The sequence below is a fragment of the Streptomyces sp. NBC_01478 genome (assembly GCF_036227225.1).
In the GTDB taxonomy this organism is placed as follows: Bacteria; Actinomycetota; Actinomycetes; order Streptomycetales; family Streptomycetaceae; genus Streptomyces.
In genome coordinates this window covers 400427-415500 of the sequence record NZ_CP109444.1, presented here as the reverse complement: position 1 = coordinate 415500, position 15074 = coordinate 400427, and the positions used below count along the sequence as shown (strand labels likewise).

10 protein-coding genes are annotated in these 15074 nt (G+C 73.1%); 3 read left to right on the top strand and 7 right to left on the bottom strand.

Annotated features, from left to right (window positions below; translation table 11 throughout):
* The first annotated feature begins 41 nt into the window (after positions 1-41).
* Entirely contained in the window at positions 42-962 is a 921-nt protein-coding gene (locus OG223_RS01690) for a TIGR03619 family F420-dependent LLM class oxidoreductase (protein ID WP_329241269.1), read from the top strand.
* On the opposite strand, the gene OG223_RS01685 is transcribed toward OG223_RS01690, so the two are convergent.
* The 4 genes from OG223_RS01685 to OG223_RS01670 form a co-directional block, all read right to left on the bottom strand.
* Positions 959-3889: an AfsR/SARP family transcriptional regulator gene (locus OG223_RS01685; protein ID WP_329241267.1), complete on the bottom strand. Its 2931-nt coding sequence runs from the start codon at positions 3887-3889 to the stop codon at positions 959-961. The two genes, OG223_RS01690 and OG223_RS01685, sit on opposite strands and share 4 nt — an antisense overlap.
* 65 nt (positions 3890-3954) lie before the next feature.
* Positions 3955-4791, bottom strand: a complete 837-nt coding sequence (locus OG223_RS01680) for an alpha/beta fold hydrolase (RefSeq protein ID WP_329241265.1) — start codon at positions 4789-4791, stop codon at positions 3955-3957.
* Positions 4792-4826: 35 nt separating this feature from the next.
* Entirely contained in the window at positions 4827-7883 is a 3057-nt protein-coding gene (locus tag OG223_RS01675) for an AfsR/SARP family transcriptional regulator (RefSeq protein ID WP_329241263.1), read from the bottom strand.
* A 130-nt stretch (positions 7884-8013) separates the two neighbouring features.
* Positions 8014-9333, bottom strand: a complete 1320-nt coding sequence (locus OG223_RS01670) for a glycosyltransferase (protein ID WP_329241260.1) — start codon at positions 9331-9333, stop codon at positions 8014-8016.
* A gap of 276 nt (positions 9334-9609) precedes the next feature.
* Between OG223_RS01670 and OG223_RS01665 the strand changes: the two genes are divergently transcribed.
* Positions 9610-9783, top strand: coding sequence for a hypothetical protein (locus OG223_RS01665; RefSeq protein ID WP_329241257.1), 174 nt, complete (start codon positions 9610-9612; stop codon positions 9781-9783).
* A gap of 223 nt (positions 9784-10006) precedes the next feature.
* Positions 10007-10744: a dienelactone hydrolase family protein gene (locus OG223_RS01660; RefSeq protein WP_329241255.1), complete on the top strand. Its 738-nt coding sequence runs from the start codon at positions 10007-10009 to the stop codon at positions 10742-10744.
* Positions 10745-11288: 544 nt separating this feature from the next.
* Here the strand turns inward: OG223_RS01660 and OG223_RS01655 are convergent.
* The 3 genes from OG223_RS01655 to eboE are packed head-to-tail and all read right to left on the bottom strand — an operon-like array spanning position 11289 to position 15069.
* Positions 11289-12485 (bottom strand): cytochrome P450, encoded by a 1197-nt coding sequence (locus OG223_RS01655; RefSeq protein ID WP_329241252.1) that lies wholly within the window; start codon positions 12483-12485, stop codon positions 11289-11291.
* A gap of 17 nt (positions 12486-12502) precedes the next feature.
* Complete coding sequence (locus tag OG223_RS01650; protein WP_329241250.1) at positions 12503-13879, bottom strand: alkaline phosphatase family protein; 1377 nt, start codon at positions 13877-13879, stop codon at positions 12503-12505.
* A complete protein-coding gene (eboE, locus tag OG223_RS01645) occupies positions 13876-15069 on the bottom strand; it encodes a metabolite traffic protein EboE (protein ID WP_329241247.1) in 1194 nt (397 codons plus the stop codon). Before eboE ends, OG223_RS01650 begins: the two co-directional genes overlap by 4 nt.
* Positions 15070-15074 lie beyond the last annotated feature (5 nt).

The window sequence follows — 15074 nt, the reverse complement described above, 5'->3', positions numbered from 1 at the left end:
CCCCTCCTGCGACGGAGCCAGGAGAAGAGAGGGGAACCCCCATGCGTACAGGTCTCGCCGTACCTCAGTACGGTGCCTTCGCCACGCCCGAGGCGGTGACCGAAGTCGCCCGTGCCGCCGAGGAGTTGGGGTACGACAGTCTCTGGACCGCCGACCGCATCCTCACCCCGCGTCACCCGAAAGACCCCTATCCGGGCGGGGACGGCACGATGCCGGAGGAGTACCGCACGTTCCTGGATCCGCTCACCGTGCTGACGCTGGCCGCCGCGGTCACCGAGCGGGTGCGGCTCGGCACCAGCACGCTCAACGCCCTGTGGTACGCGCCGATCCTCCTCGCCCGCACGCTCACCTCGCTGGACGTCGTCAGCCACGGACGCCTCGACGTCGGCATCGGCCTCGGCTGGATGCGCGACGAGTACCGGGCGGCCGGTGTGCCGTGGGAGCGGCGTGGGGAGCAACTGGAGCAGTGGCTGGACGCGGCGGAGACCATCTGGGGCAGCGCCGAGGTGTGTCACGACGGCACGCGGTGGGCCATCCCGCCGTCGAGCATCGAGCCCAAGCCGGTCCAACGGCCGCGCCCACCGCTGCTGTTCGGCGGATTCTCGCCGGGCGCCCTGGAGCGGATCGGCCGGCGTGGCGACGGCTGGCTGTCGGCCGGGCTGCCGGTCCCCGCGCTCACCGGCATGTGGGAGACCGTGCGCCGGGCGGCGGACACAGCCGGCCGGGATGCGGACGCGCTGCGCACGGTCATCCGCGTCAACGCCCGCCTGACCGACACCCCGGCGCCCGCGGACCGGGTCCCGAACGAGGGCACCGTCGCACAGATCGCCGACTACCTTCTCGGTACGGCCGAGGCGGGCATCGGCGAGGTGGAGGCGCTGGTCGACTTCCAGCAGACCACCAGCACACCCGGTCAACTCCTGGATGCCGCAGAGGAGTTGCTGAAACGGTTGCGCCCCTAGGTCGTGGCCGGCGGATGCGGTTCGGGGACCGCGCCGATCCTCGGCGCGGACACCTCGTCCCCCAGAGCGAGGATCCTGGCGCGCAGTTCCGCCGCGGCCGTGGGGTCGGTCGGGGCCAGCAGGTGCAGGGCGCGTTCCCAGACGGTGCGGGCGGCGCCGGGGTCGCCGGTGGTGAGGTAGGTGTCGCCGAGGTGGCGCAGCGTCCCGGCCTCGCTGAAGGTGTCGCCGACCTCGCGGTAGAGCCGTAGCGCGCACTGGTAGCAGGCGATGGCCTGTTGGTGTTCGCCCAGGTGGTGGCGGGCGATGCCGAGGCTGTCCCAGGTGCCGGCCTCGGCGTAGCGGGTCCCGTCCAGGCCGTCGAGTCCGGTCAGGGCCTCCTCGAAGTGAGCGGCGGCGCGGCGGTGGTCGCCCCGGAGCGCGTGGGTGCAGCCCAGGGCGTGCAGGGCGCTGGTCTCCGCGACATGGTCACCGACGGCCCGGTAGAGGACGAGTGCCCGGCCGGCCGCGTCCAGCGCTCCGTCGTGGTCGCCGAGCCGGTCGAGCAGCCAGCCGTGGCTGCGGTGGGCGTGGGCGAGGCCGCGCGGGTCGCCGAGTTCGGTGAACAGGTCGAGGGAGTGCCGGATGTGGACGCGGGCGTCCTCGTACCGTTCGAGACGGGCCGAGGCACGGGCCAGGCCGCGGTGCAGATGTGCCTGCGCGGTGCGGTGGCCGTCGCGTACCGCCGCGTCGAGACCGGCGCGTTGCAGTGCGGCGGACTCGTGCCAGTGGCCCTGCCGGTCCATGAAGCGCTCCAACGTCCAGGCCAGTCGCCACAGATGGCCGTCGTGGCCGTGCTGTGCCGCAGTGGCGGCGAGCGCGTGCAGCACTCTCCGCTGGGCCGTGTACCACCGCAGTGCCTGCCCGTCGTCGGCGATGGACTCGGGGCGGGCGCCGTCCGCCGCCTCGGTCAGTGAACTGGCGGTCCACCAGGGGGAGTAGAGCCGTCCGGCGGCGTGCGCGGTGTGCAGGTGGTGGTCGAGGAGACGGCGCACGGCCGCGTCCCGCTCGGCCGGCCCCTCGTCCCGCGCCGCGCGCTCCATCGCGTACGTCCGCAGCAGGTTGTGGCAGGTGTAGCGGCCGGGCGTGTGTTCCGTGAGGAGGTGGGCGCGGACGAGTTCGGCCAGCAGCCGGCGGGTCTCCTCCGGGGCGGCGGCCGCGACGGCCGCCGCGGCCGGCATCGTGACGTCGGGACGGGGGTGGAGCGACAGGAGCCGCAGCAGCCGCGCGGCCCCCGGGCTCAGCGTGCGGTAGGACCACGACAGGACCGCTCTCACGTCACCGGCCGGGTCGGGGTCCGCGAAGGCGTCCAGGCTGTCCCGGGCCTCCCGCAGGTCGGCGGCGATCGAGGCCAGCGGGAAGGCGGGACGGGTGGCCGCCCGGGTGGCGACGACGGCCAGGGCCAGCGGCAGCCCACCGCACCGGGCGATGATCTCCGCCACCGCGTCCGGCTCGGCGGAGACCCGGTCGGCGCCGAGCCGGCGTACGAGGGACTCCCGGGCCTCGGCGAGCGAGAGCCGGTCCAGGGCGAGGGGATGCGCGCCCTCGGCGGTGACCAGACCGAAGAGGCGGTCCCGGCTGGTGACGACGACCAGGCAACCGGGGCTGCCGGGGAGCAGTGGACGGACCTGTTCGGAGTCCAGCGCGTTGTCCAGCAGGATCAGTACGCGGCGCCGGGCGAGCAGGCTGCGGTAGAGCCCGGTCTGGGCGTCCGTCCCGGTCGGCATCCGCTGCGGCGGCACCCCGAGCGCCTCCAGGAAGCCGCGCAGCGCCTCGCCGGGGTCCGTCGCCGCCCCGCCGGGGTCGAAGCCGCGCAGGTTGACGTACAACTGCCCGTCCGGGAAGCGGTGGGCGACGCGGTGCGCCCAGCGGACGGCCAGCGTGGTCTTGCCGATGCCGCCCATGCCACTGATCGCGGCGATCCGCATCCCCGGCGCCTCCTTCGCCGACAGCTCCGCCAACTGGGCGAGTTCCGCCCGCCGGCCGGTGAAGGCACCGAGTTCCGAAGGCAGTTGCGTCGGTCGCACGAAGGGATCGGGCGCCGGGCGCCGCGCCGGTGCGTCGGGCACCACGGACAGCCTGGCGGGCTTCGCGCCCGTGGGCGCCGAAGAGCCCGGAGCCGCGGGCTTCGCCGGGGCACCCTCGCGCAGCACCTCCTTCTGCACGGCCCGCAGTTCGGACCCGGGCTCGACGCCCAACTCGGAGGCGAGCACGGTCCGTACCCGCTGCCAGGTGTCGAGGGCCGCCGCCCGCTGCCCGGTGGCCGCCAGGGCGCGCACGAGGTGAGCCTGGAGCAGCTCGTCCAGCGGATGCTCGGCCGCGGCCCGGTGCAGCACGGCGAGCAACTGCCCGACCGCCCCCGCCCCCGCGTCGGCGGCCTCCTTGACCACCCCCAGATGCTCGCGTTCCAGGGCGTTGAACGCGGGGTGCGAACGCGCCTCCACGGGGACTCCGGTGGCGACCGTCCCGGTACGCAGATTCAACGCCTCCAGATAGAGCGGTACGGCGGCCTCGGCACCCCCGGCCTCCCTCGCCCGCCGCACCAACTCCCGGAACCGCAGCACGTCCAGGGTCTCGGGCGAGGCGTTCAACCGGTAACCGCCCGCGTCCCGGACCAGCCACCGCCCCGTCGCCCGCATCGGCAACTCCGGCTCCAGCAACCGCCGCACCACACCGACGTGCCGGTACACCGCGTTGGCGGGCGAGCCCGGCGGCGCCTCGCCCCACAGCGCGAGCTGCATCTCCTCCATGGCCACCGGACGCCCCGCGTGCGCCATCAGCAGGGCCAGCAGCAGGCGTTGCTGGGCCGCGCCGAGCGGCACCTCCCCGCCGTCGCGCCACACGCGTACCGGTCCCAGGACCGCGAACCGCATCGTCACCGTCGTAGCCATCCCTCGTGCGCAGTCCCCGTCGTCATTCCTCGTGCGCAGCCCCCGTGCGGACGTCCCGCCGCCCGTCAGGCGGCCGGCAGCCCGTCTATCCAGCCCAGCACCAGCGCGTTGAACTCGGCCGGCCGCTCCTGGAACAGCCAGTGACCGACCCCGTCGAGCACCACCGACGCGCTGTACGGGTGCGGGCTCAGCGACTCCTCCCAGTCCCCGTCGATCCCCTTGGCCTTCAGCGAGGCCGACGCCGACAGCGACAGCACCGGGCAGGCGCGGCGCGCCAGATACGTCTCGACACCGGGCCGCACGGTCAGCGCGACGGCGCTCTCGTCGAACAGGCCGTGGAAGACGTCCCGTACGGTCATCGGGTCCATGCCGAGGATCCGCCTGCGGTGCCAGACGCGCAGGGCGTCCGCCTCGGGGCCGGCCGTGGCGGTGTTCTCCAGGCCGCCGAGGATCGCGGCGGCCGACGCGACCGGGTCCGGGACACGGAAGGCCGTGGCGAGCTGTGGCGCGAACTGCGCCTCGAAGCCGTAGGAGGGATCCACGGTGACCACCGCCCGTACCAGGGACGGGTGTTCGACCGCGAGGACGGAGCCGACGAGCCCGCCCAGCGAGTGCCCCACGACGACCACCGGACCGGCGTCGATGTCGTCGATCAGCTCCACCAGGTCCGCGGCGAACTCCCGCGGACGCTGCCCGCCCGACAACCCGGACGACCGGCCGTGACCGCGCAGGTCGGGCGCGATCACCCGGTGCCGCGCGGCGAACGCCCCGATCTGCGCCGACCAGTCGTGCGAGTCGCAGGTCGCGCCGTGCACCAGCAGCAGGGTCTCGCCCGCCCGGTCCCCGGTGGGCCCCTCGTCGGTGTGGAACAGTTGGTTTCCGTTGATCACGCTGTAGGTCACTGCACACGCTCCTAGCGCAGGAAGGTCATCGAAGTTCACTGGCCCTGTGGGCCGTTCGAAGGTGGCGGGAGCGTAGGCAGGGCGCAGTGGACGAAGTGTGCCTGGCTTGTGACCGCACCTGTGACGGCACTTGTGACTTCACCCGTGACGGTGGTGATCTTCCGCGCCACCTCGGCCGCCCAGACCGGATCGAAGGCGCGGAGCGCGGTGTGCGCCTCCCGCCAGGTGCCGAGCGCGTCCGTGGGGTGGCCGGACGCCTGCTGGGCGTCGCCGATCCGGTCGAGCACACAGGCTTCGTTGAACAGGTCGCCGACCTCCCGGAACAGGTCGAGCGCACGCCGGTGACAGGCCACCGACCGCTCTGGGCGGCCGAGTTGGCTGTGCACATGGCCGAGGGTGTCCCAGGTGTACCCCTCGGCGAGACGGATCCCCAGTTCCTGGAACAGGGCGAGTGCCCGGCGCGCGTGCGTGAGGGCGCGGCGGCCCTCGCCGAGACCGGCCTCGCTCCAGGCCGTGGCCACGAGCACGTCGGCCTGCCCCCTGCGGTTGCCGGACTCGCGGTATAGACCCAAAGCCGGGGCGAGCGTTTCGAGCCCTTGCTCGTGCCGGCCCTGACGGACCAGCAGAGCCCACAGGGACAGCCGCGCCTGCGCCTGCCCGTCGGCGTTCCCGAACGCGGCGAACTCGCCCAGGGAGGCATGGAGTTGGTCGTACGCCTCGGTGTAGTGCCGCAGCATCATGCAGGCGCGGCCGAGCCCGCGGTGTGCCTGGGCGAGAGCGACGGGGTCGGCCAGCCGCCGGGCGGACTCCAACGCGGCGCGCTGGAGGGCGAGATACTCCGGCCAGTGACCGTGCCGCTCGTGGAAGCGCTCCAGCGTCCAGGCCAACTGCCAGACGTGGGCGTCGAATCCGTGCTCGACGGCTTGCCGGAAGGCGCCGAGGAGCGCGGGCCGCTCGGCGGTGAGCCAGGCGAGGGCGGCGGCCTCGTCGGCGAGCGGCCGGCCTCGTACGGCGGACTCGACGGGAGTGATCACCGACGTCGGCGGATCGAAGAGCAGCGCGGCGGCGTGCGCGGTGCGCAGGTAGTGGTCGAGCATCCGGCGCAGGGCCGCCCGGCACTCGTCCCCGCTCTCGGTGGCGTGGACGAGCTCGGTCGCGTACGCGCGCAGCAGGTCGTGACAGCCGTACCGGCCGGGCGAGCGCTCGGTGAGCAGATGGGCGTCGGTCAGCTCGTCGAGCAGGGCGCGGGTCCCCGCGACCGGCTCGCCGGCGAGGGCGGCCGCGGCGTGGACGGTGAGTTCGGCATCCGGATGCAGGGACAGCAGCCGGAAGAGCCGGGCGGCGGGCACACCGAGCGCGTCGTACGACCACGAGAACACCGCGCGTACGTCGGTCGCGGGGTCGGCGTCCCCGAACGCGTCGAGCCCGCCGTGCGCCGCCCGCAGATGCCCGGCCAGTGCCGCCAGCGGGAACCCGGGGTGCGCGGCGGCCCGGGCGGCGACCATGGCCAGGGCGAGGGGGAGCCGCGCGGTGAGCGACACGATCTCCGACACCGCCTCCGGTTCGGCGGCCACCCGTGCGGCACCGATCCGCAGCGCCAGGGCCGAGCGGGCCTCGGCCGGGGTGAGCACGTCCAGAGGGAGTGGGTGGGCGCCGTCGGCGGAGACCAGCCCGGTGAGCCGGTTGCGGCTGGTCACGAGCACCAGACAGCCGGGAGCGCCGGGGAGCAGCGGCCGGACCTGCGCACCGTCGCGCGCGTTGTCCAGCAGGACCAGCACCCTGCGGCCCGCCAACAGGCTGCGGTACAGAGCGGCCCGGGCGTCGAGCCCCTCGGGTATCCGCGCGGCCGGTACACCGAGTGCTTCAAGGAATCCCCGTAGGGCGTCCTGCGGATGCGTGGGTCCGGCGGCGGGCGCGAAGCCGCGGAGGTTGACGTACAACTGCCCGCCCGGGAAGCGGTCGGCCACGTCGTGGGCGAGGTGCAGGGCGAGGGTGGTCTTGCCGACGCCGGCGAGGCCGCCGATGGCGCTGATCACGGTGGGGGGCAGGGTGGCGGTGTCAGGGTCGGTACGGGCGCCGCTGTGCGGGACGGTTTCGGCTTCGGTCTCGTCGAGGAGGGCATGCAGGCGGACCAGTTCGGCTTCGCGGCCGACGAAGACCGGGAGGGCGGGCGGCAGTTGGGCCGGCCTCATGGGCGGGGCATCGGGAGCGGGCGGGGCTTCGGGAACGGCGCCGCATTCCGTAGTACGGCCTTCAGCTCCCGCCGCGTCCGCCCCCGTGCGGCGCGCTGTGCCCGTCGCGTCAGGTTCGCCCCCGCCCCGCGCTCTCGCGGCCTCCGGTTCCGCGGTCGCCCCCCGTCCCGCGGCGGTCAGCTCCGGACCGGGGTCGACGCCCAGCTCCTCGGTGAGCCGGGTCGCCGTCGAGCGGAAGACCTCCAGTGCCTCCGCCCGTCGACCGGTCTGCGTGAGGGCTCGGACGAGCAGGGACTGGAGTCCCTCGTCGAACGGGTGCCGTGTCGCGGTCTCGGTGAGGGCGGGCATGACACGGCCCGCCGCGCCGCAGCCGAGGGCCACGTCCGCCGCCTCGCGGACCACGGCGTCGTACTCGCGGTCCAGTTCGGTGAAGACGGGATGCGGGGCGGCCTCGGCGGGGCAGCCGGCGGTCGGGCCGTAGCGAAGCGCGAGCGCGTCCGCGAACTCCTCCACGGCCCGCCCGGTGTCGTGCTTTTCCACCAACTTCCTTGCTCCGGCAACCCGTTGACGGAACAGCAGCAGATCCACCGAGTCGACCGGTGCCAGCAGCCGATAGCCGCCCCCGCCCCGCAACAGGAGCGAGCCGACAGCCCGGTTGGGCAGCCCCGGCTCCAACAGCCGCCGTAGCGCGCCGACATGGCGATGCACCATGTTGACCGCGCGTGCGGGCTGCCGGTCCGCCGCCCAGAGCGAGTCGACGATGTCCGGCAACGGCACGGGAGAACCGGACCGGGCCAGCAGGAGGGCGAGGAGCGTGCGCCGCAGGGGCGGCCCCGGATCCACCTCGACCTCGTCCCGCCAGACCCGTACGTCCCCGAGAACCGTGAACCGTAACGGCACCGGTGTCATCGCATCCCCCCGCCCCCGCCTACCGGGTCCTCATGCTAGGCAGCGGCGGGGACAGCACTCACGGGGTGGGACATTTCAGGCGTGGCTCGGCGAGGGATTCCGGTCGAGCCCGCGGCAGGGCTCAGGCGGGCCCGGCCGCAGCGGTCGCTCCCCCCACCACCTCCGCGATCGCCCCGAGCGCGTCATGGCGCCCGAACTTCTCCCGCAACCCGGCCGCCCGCTTCCGGAATCCGGGTTCGGCCAGCACCCTTCGTACGGCGTCCCGCACGACCGTGGGCGACGGCCGCCCGGTCCGCAGGTCGAGCCCGGCCCCGCTCCACTCCACCCGGGCCGCCACCTCCGGCTTGTCCTCCCCGTCCCCGCCCACGACGAGCGGGACGCCGTACCGCAGGGCCTGGTGGACCCCGCCGTAGCCGCCGTTGGTGACCAGGACCGAGGCGTGCGGGAGAAGCGCGTCGAAGGGGACGTAGCCGGCGACTCGCGCGTTCGCGGGAACGGGACCCGCCGCCCGGATGCGGTCAGGGCCGTCCGCGCGGCCCGTCGCGGCGACCACCAGGACGTCCTCTCCGGCCAGGGCGTCGAGCGCGGGCCGCACCAGCCGCCCGAGATCGCGGTTGTCGAAGGACCCCTGTGTGACCACGACGACGGGACGGTCCGCATCCTCCACCTCGGTCCACCAGTCGGGAAGCGACCGCGTTCCGCTCGGCGGCGCGGCGGGCAGCGGCCCGACGAACCGGAACGACGGCGGCAGGTCGCCGCGCGGGTACTCGAACCCCGGGACGGTCAGCTGGAGATAGTGGTCCGGCACGGTCACCAGGCAGTCCAGCAGGAAGCCCGGCAGTTCGGTGCCGCTCTCCCCGAAGTTGTCCTCGACGTGCCGCTGCGCGTCCGCGAAGACCTCCCTGACCTGGTCGTTCATATCCCGATGCCGTTTCTTCGCGCCCTCTCCGACCAGGGGCGGCATGCCGAGCCCGATGGGCGGCGCGTCCTCGCTGAGCAGGGTCGGCATGGTGATGCCGAGGCTGACGGTGACCGGCCGGCGGCCGGGCGGTGCGGACAGCGCGAGTGCGGTGGCGCCCAGGAACAGCGGATCGCTGACAACGACGGACGCCGGGAACCGGCGGGCGAGCAGGCTGTGCAGGGCCCGGTACTGGGCGGCGGTGGGATCGCCGAAGACGTGCTTCAGGTCGTAGTCCAACTGCCTCGGCCCGGCCGGCAGCGCACCGCGCTCGGGGAAGTACAGCTCCAGCTTCCGGTCGTCGAAGTCCGCTTCCGGCGGCAACGACACATGCAGGGCACCGGCGGCCCGTACGTCCTCGGCGAACCGGCTCCCGGTCAGCACGACCACCTCGTGCCCGCGCCGGACGAGATCGGAGGCCACGGCGAGGACCGGCTGAACGTGGCCGTGGAAGGGTGTTGCGGTGGCGATGACCAGTGTCACGGGGGCTCCCTGTGCTCGGCGGACGGTGCCACGGGAGCGTAGGAACCGGGTGTGCAAAACGAGTGCGGGTCGCCTGACAGCCGTCGATGGCCTGCGCCTTGTGGATGGAGCGGGTGCCAAGAACCGAACTCGCCCGGATCGGTGGAGGCGCCTTCAGGGGGCGTCGACCGGCGATCCACGGTCGGCGGTCCGGCTGCCCGGGCGGCATCGGCGGGCCGTCTGCCGTGCGCGACGAAAGAGGTGAGCGGGGGAGCGGATACGAAGGGCCGAAACCAGGTGGATGACGTCGGGGCACCGTGCGGTCGCCGGCTTCCGGGGTGTGGTACGCCGGACGGCCGCATCGCCTTCTGGGGGGGGCAGATCGAGGAGACCGCGGCCAAGTACGCCTCCCTCGACGGGGCCAAGGTCGCCGTCGAGGCACTGCGCAACCCCGACGGGAGTTCGCGGTGAGCGCGGCATTGAGCACGTCGTCCTTGGGAACCCGTCTTCAAACCGGTGAGAGGCCTGATCGAGATACGGGTCAAGGGGGCAAGGGGATGGATAGCCGCCGTGGGGACGAGGTTTGTGACGGTTCCTGTGAGCCCTCGCCGTATTTCAGGGGGATGTCCGCGCTGCTCTGCCAGCGGCAGAACAGCGGCCGGACCGGGCTCGACGATCACTACAGTCCAGTCTCATGACGACGATTACGACGCGTACGGTCCAGTACCCGGCCGACGGTCTGACGATGATCGGGCACCTCGCGCTGCCGGCCGGTGTCGACCGCCGGCCCGCGGTGCTGCTCGGACCAGAGGGCATGGGGCTCAGCGACGTCGAGCGCCGCAGGGCCGATGCTCTCGCCGAGCTGGGCTATGTAGCGCTGGCCTTCGACCTCCACGGCGGGCGCTATGTGAGCGACCCCGAGGAGATGCTGGCCCGCTGCATGCCACTGCTCGCTGATCCCGACCGGATGCGGAGCATCGGCCATGCGGCGCTCGACGTGTTGCGCACCGAACCACGGACCGACCCCGACCGGATCGCCGCCGTCGGCTACGGCACCGGGGGAGCCGTAGGGCTGGAACTCGGGCGCGACGGCGTCAACCTGCGCGCGATCGGGACAGTCAACGCACTGACAACGGGCCGACCGGGCGAGGCGGCGCGCATTCGCTGCCCGGTGTGGGCCGGGGTCGGGTCGGAAGACCCGATCATGCCGCCCGCGCAGCGAGACGCGTTCACCGCTGAGATGCAGGCCGCGGGCGTCGACTGGCGCCTCGCGGTCTACGGCGGCGCCTTGCACGCCTTCCACCATCCGCCGGTCGACCACCCCACGGTCCCCGGCGTCGGCTACCACCCGCAGCACGCGCAGCGAGCCTGGCGCGACGTCGTCGACCTGCTCGCCGAGTGCCTGCCCGTGACGGAGGATCTGGGGGCATGACCACGGCGAACATGCCGGCCCCGATGGGTTCTGAGCAGAACCGGGTCGGCCACGAATGGCGCGAGCGCCGCTGGGAGTCGCTACGTCCGATGACCTCCAACTGGCAGTGCAAACAGCCCGGTTACCTCTACCAGGGGACGACCGCGACAGCTTCATGGCCCGCGAGGAGATCGTCCGGCAGCCGGAGAGCCACGGTGTCTTCTTCCAGCCCGGTTGGTGGAGGGTGGCGCCGTCAGCGGACTGCGCCGGGGCGCAGGCGGAGTCTCCGAACTCGCTGCCTCCGAAGGGGACTTCACTGCCGACGCGTGGTCGTGGCCGCCGGCCCCTGACCGCACCCTCTCGGTGCCGCGGATGACCGAGCGGCTACTCGTCGGCGTCGAACAGATCCACTCCTCGCGTTGGTGCAACGCGGTCCAACTTTCCGAGGGCGGCGTCCTGGTGGTCGGCACCGGTCGGTCCGGCTGCCAGTCAGCCGAGGACCTGCACCACGCGGGACGCCAGGTGTGCCTGGGCGTGGGCAGCGCGCCGCGACACGCTGCGGGGATCACCAAGCGACCGGCAGCTCCCGTACCCCGTGGACCGCGCGTCCTTCGAAGGCGTACTCCTCCGCGGCGGGGCCGGTCAGGCGCAGAGCCGGCAGTCGGTGGAACAGCATCGGCAGCGCGACCTGGAGTTCGGCCCGGGCGAGCGACTGGCCGAGGCAGTGGTGCGGTCCGTGGCCGAAGGCCAGGTGCTGGCCGGCGTCCCGGGTGAGGTCGAGTGTGTCCGGGTCGGCGAAGACCGCGGGGTCCCGGTTGGCCGCCTGCAGGGCGACCACCACGCCCTCGCCCGCCCGGACGGTGACGCCGCCGACCTCGACGTCCTGGGTGGCGATGCGGCGCAGGCCGATGTGGACGACGGTCAGGTAGCGAAGGAGTTCCTCCACCGCGCCCGGCACGAGTGCCTCGTCGGCGCGCAGTGCGGCCAGTTGCTCGGGATGGCGCAGCAGCGCGACGACGCCGAGGGAGAGCATGCTCGCGGTCGTCTCATGCCCGGCGATGAGTATCTGGACGAGCAGGCCGGCGGCCTCCGCCGGGGTGGCCTCGCCGGTGGCGACCCGTTCCGTGGCGAGTTTGCTCATCAGGTCGTCGCCGGGTTCGCGCGACTTGGCGGCCAGTAGTTCCTGTAGGTAGCCGAAGAGCGCCGCCCAGCCGGCCCGCATCGCCTCCGGTCCGGCCGAGACCGTGGCGAAGGCCGCGGCCTGCCGATGGATGAACTCCCGGTCCGCGTACGGCACTCCGAGCAGTTCACAGATGACCAGAAGAGGCAGCGGCAGGGTGAAGTGCTCGACCAGGTCGGCGGGTTGCTGCTGTTTGACGAGGCCGTCGAGGAGTTCGTCGGTGATGTGCCGGATGGCCGGCCGCAGTTGCTCCACTCGCCGGAAGCTGAACTCGGGGATGAGCATGCGGCGCAGCCGGGTGTGGTCGGGCGGGTCCATGGCGAACAACTGGCCGGGAGTGCGCGGTGGTGTCGTCGGCTGGAGCCCGGGGAATCCCGGCCGGACGTTCTCCGAGCTGAACCGCGGGTCGCTGAGCACGGCGCGGGCGTCTTCTTGCCGGGTCACGAGCCAGGGATGGTTGCCGCCCCACAGGCTGATCCTGGTCAGGGGCCGTTCTTGGACCCACCGCCCGTACTCGGCGGCGGGGTCGAGGAGGGGGCGATGGCGGGGCAGGGTTGGCGGCGGACTGTCGGTCGAGGGCATGTGGGGGGCTCCTGCAGTCAGGGGGTGGTGATGCCGGCCAGGGAGAGGAGGAGGTCCTTGACGTCGGTCGCGTCGATCGCGTCGCGGGCGGGACCGGGCCGCGAGCACAGCAGGACGGGGCTGTCCTGTGGGTCCTGCGGGAGGCGGCCGTGGCTGCCGCGTACACCGGAGGGGTCCAGGGGAACCGTCCTGACGCGGTAGCGCAGTCCGGCTTTCTTGCGGGCGACCTGGCCGATGGCGCGTGCTTTCACGCCGGGCACGGTGGGGTCGTAGAGGAGTTCAGCGGGGTCGTAGCCGGGTTTGCGGTGGATCTCGACCTGGCGGGCGAAGTCCGGGGCGCGCTCGTCGTCCAGCCAGTAGTAGTACGTGAACCAGGCGTCCGACTCCGCGATGGCGACCAGTTCCCCGGAGCGTTCGTGGTCCAGCCCGTGGAACGCCTTGCCCTTCTCGTCCAACACCTGTTCCACGCCCGGGAGTTCGGCGATGATCTCCGCCACCGCGTCCGTGTCGGCGGGGTCGCGGACGTAGACGTGGGCGACCTGGTGGTCGGCGACCGCGAAGGCGCGGGAGGTCCACGGGTCGAGGTACTCCATGCAGTCCTGCGTGTAGACGTCGAGCAACCCGGCCCGGCGCAGCGCGCGGTTGATGTCGACCGGGCGGGAGACCGGTGCGATGCCGTACTCGCTCAGGATCACGACCGTGGCGTCCTCGCGCCGGAAGTGGTCCAGCAGGGGGCGCAGTGCGTCGTCGAGCCGTCGGGCCTCGCGGGCCGACTGCGGTGATCCGGGGCCGGAGCGCTGGGGTTCGTAGTCGAGGTGGGGGACGTAGACCAGGGTCAGGTCGGGGCGGTGCTTGTCGAAGATCTGGCGGGCGGCGGCCAGGATCCACTGGCTGGAGGGGATGCCCGCGTTGGGGCCCCAGTAGGTGAAGAGGGGGAACGGGCCGAGCCGGTCGGTGAGTTCGTCGTGCAGGGCGGGTGGCCAGGTGTAGCAGTCGGGTTCCTTGCGGCCGTCGGAGTAGTAGACGGGGCGCGGGGTGACGGTGAGGTCGACGTCGGCGCCCATGGCGTACCACCAGCAGACGTTGGCGACCTTGTAGTCGGGCTTGGCGCGGCGGGCGGTGGTCCACAGCTTCTCGCCGCCGACGAGGGCGTTGTGCTGGCGCCACAGCAGGACTTCGCCCAGGTCGCGGAAGTACCAGCCGTTGCCGACGACGCCGTGCTCGGCGGGCGGGGTACCGGTGAGGAGCGTTGACTGCACCGAGCAGGTGACGGCGGGCAGCACGGGGTTGAGCCGGGCCTGGAAGCCCTGTGCCGCGACGGCCGAGACGGCGGGCATGTGCTGCAGCAGGCGGGGGGTGAGGCCGGCGATGTCGATAACGACCAGTCTCGTCATGAGACGGGCTCCTTTCGCGTGAGGGACTGGGGAAGCAGGCCGAGTTCCTCGAACCGGTCGCGGGTCCAGGCGAGTTCGGCGGCCAGACCCGCGACGAGACCCTCGCGGTCGTGCGGCCGCAGGTGCTCGGGCAGGACGGACCAGGTGTAGGTCTCGACCTCGACGTGGTCGCAGACGGCGTGCGGGCCGCCGAGCAAATCACCGAGGGCGGTGGTCAGTTCGTCCGCGGTGGTGCGCAGCGGCGGTTCGGGCTCGGCGTGCAGCGGCGCGTGGAAGTGGACCCGCCAGGCGGATGCGGGGTCCAGCCCGCCGGCGAGGGCGTCCGGGAGGTCGTCCACGCCGGTGACGGTGCCACCGGGTGCGGTAGTTCGGGTCTGGTGCAGGAAGCGGGGTTCGGCGAACCGGGCGAGCGCGCGGCGCGCGGCCGGGTCGGCGGGGTCGTCGGCCTGGAGGGCGCTGGAGGCCTGGACCTTGACGACCGGGAGGCCGGCGTCGGCGAGGCGGCGCAGTGCCTGGGCCGGTTCTTCGAACTGCACGGCGAGATGGCAGGTGTCGAGGCAGATGCCGAGCCGCTCGGGGTCCAGTCCGCCGAGTTCCCGGGCGGCCTGGACGGTGTTCTCCACCACGCATCCGGGCTCGGGCTCGAAGCCCACCCGGATCGCCCGGCCCGTGTCGCGCTCCAACTGGGCCAGTTCTGCGCCGAGTTGGTCCAGTGCTTGGCGGGCGGTGTCGCGTGCGGCGGGCGGCCAGGGCGTGCGCCAGGACAGGGGCAGGGTCGAGACGCTGCCGCGCCGCGCGTCGTCGGGCAGCAGTCCGGCGAGCACCCGGGCGCAGTCGACGGTGTAGCGCAGGCGGGCGGGGTCGGTCCAGTCGGGCAGGTAGACGTCCTTCTTGACCACCTCGCGGTGGAAGCCGCCGTAGGGGAAGGCGTTGAGGGTGACGGTCTCCAGTCCGCGTGCGGTCAGTTCGGTCCGCAGACGGTGGACGGCGTCGGGCCGGGCGGACAGTTCGGTGACCACGTCACGGGCCAGCCACAAGCCGATGCCGAGCAGGTCGACGCCGAGCGTTTCCCGTACGGGCTCGGCGTAGGCGGCGAGTTGGGCGACCACTCCGTCGAGGTCCTCGGCCTGGTGGACGTTGCTGCAGTAGGCGAGGTGGACGGTCGTACCGTCGGTGTGTCGGAAACGCACGGCGG

Bases quoted from the DNA above. Each gene is read 5' to 3' on its own strand.
- OG223_RS01690 (WP_329241269.1), top strand. From the start codon at position 42: ATGCGTACAGGTCTCGCCGTACCTCAGTACGGTGCCTTCGCCACGCCC.
- OG223_RS01685 (WP_329241267.1), bottom strand. From the start codon at position 3,889: ATGGCTACGACGGTGACGATGCGGTTCGCGGTCCTGGGACCGGTACGC.
- OG223_RS01660 (WP_329241255.1), top strand. From the start codon at position 10,007: ATGACGACGATTACGACGCGTACGGTCCAGTACCCGGCCGACGGTCTG.
- OG223_RS01655 (WP_329241252.1), bottom strand. From the start codon at position 12,485: ATGCCCTCGACCGACAGTCCGCCGCCAACCCTGCCCCGCCATCGCCCC.
- OG223_RS01650 (WP_329241250.1), bottom strand. From the start codon at position 13,879: ATGACGAGACTGGTCGTTATCGACATCGCCGGCCTCACCCCCCGCCTG.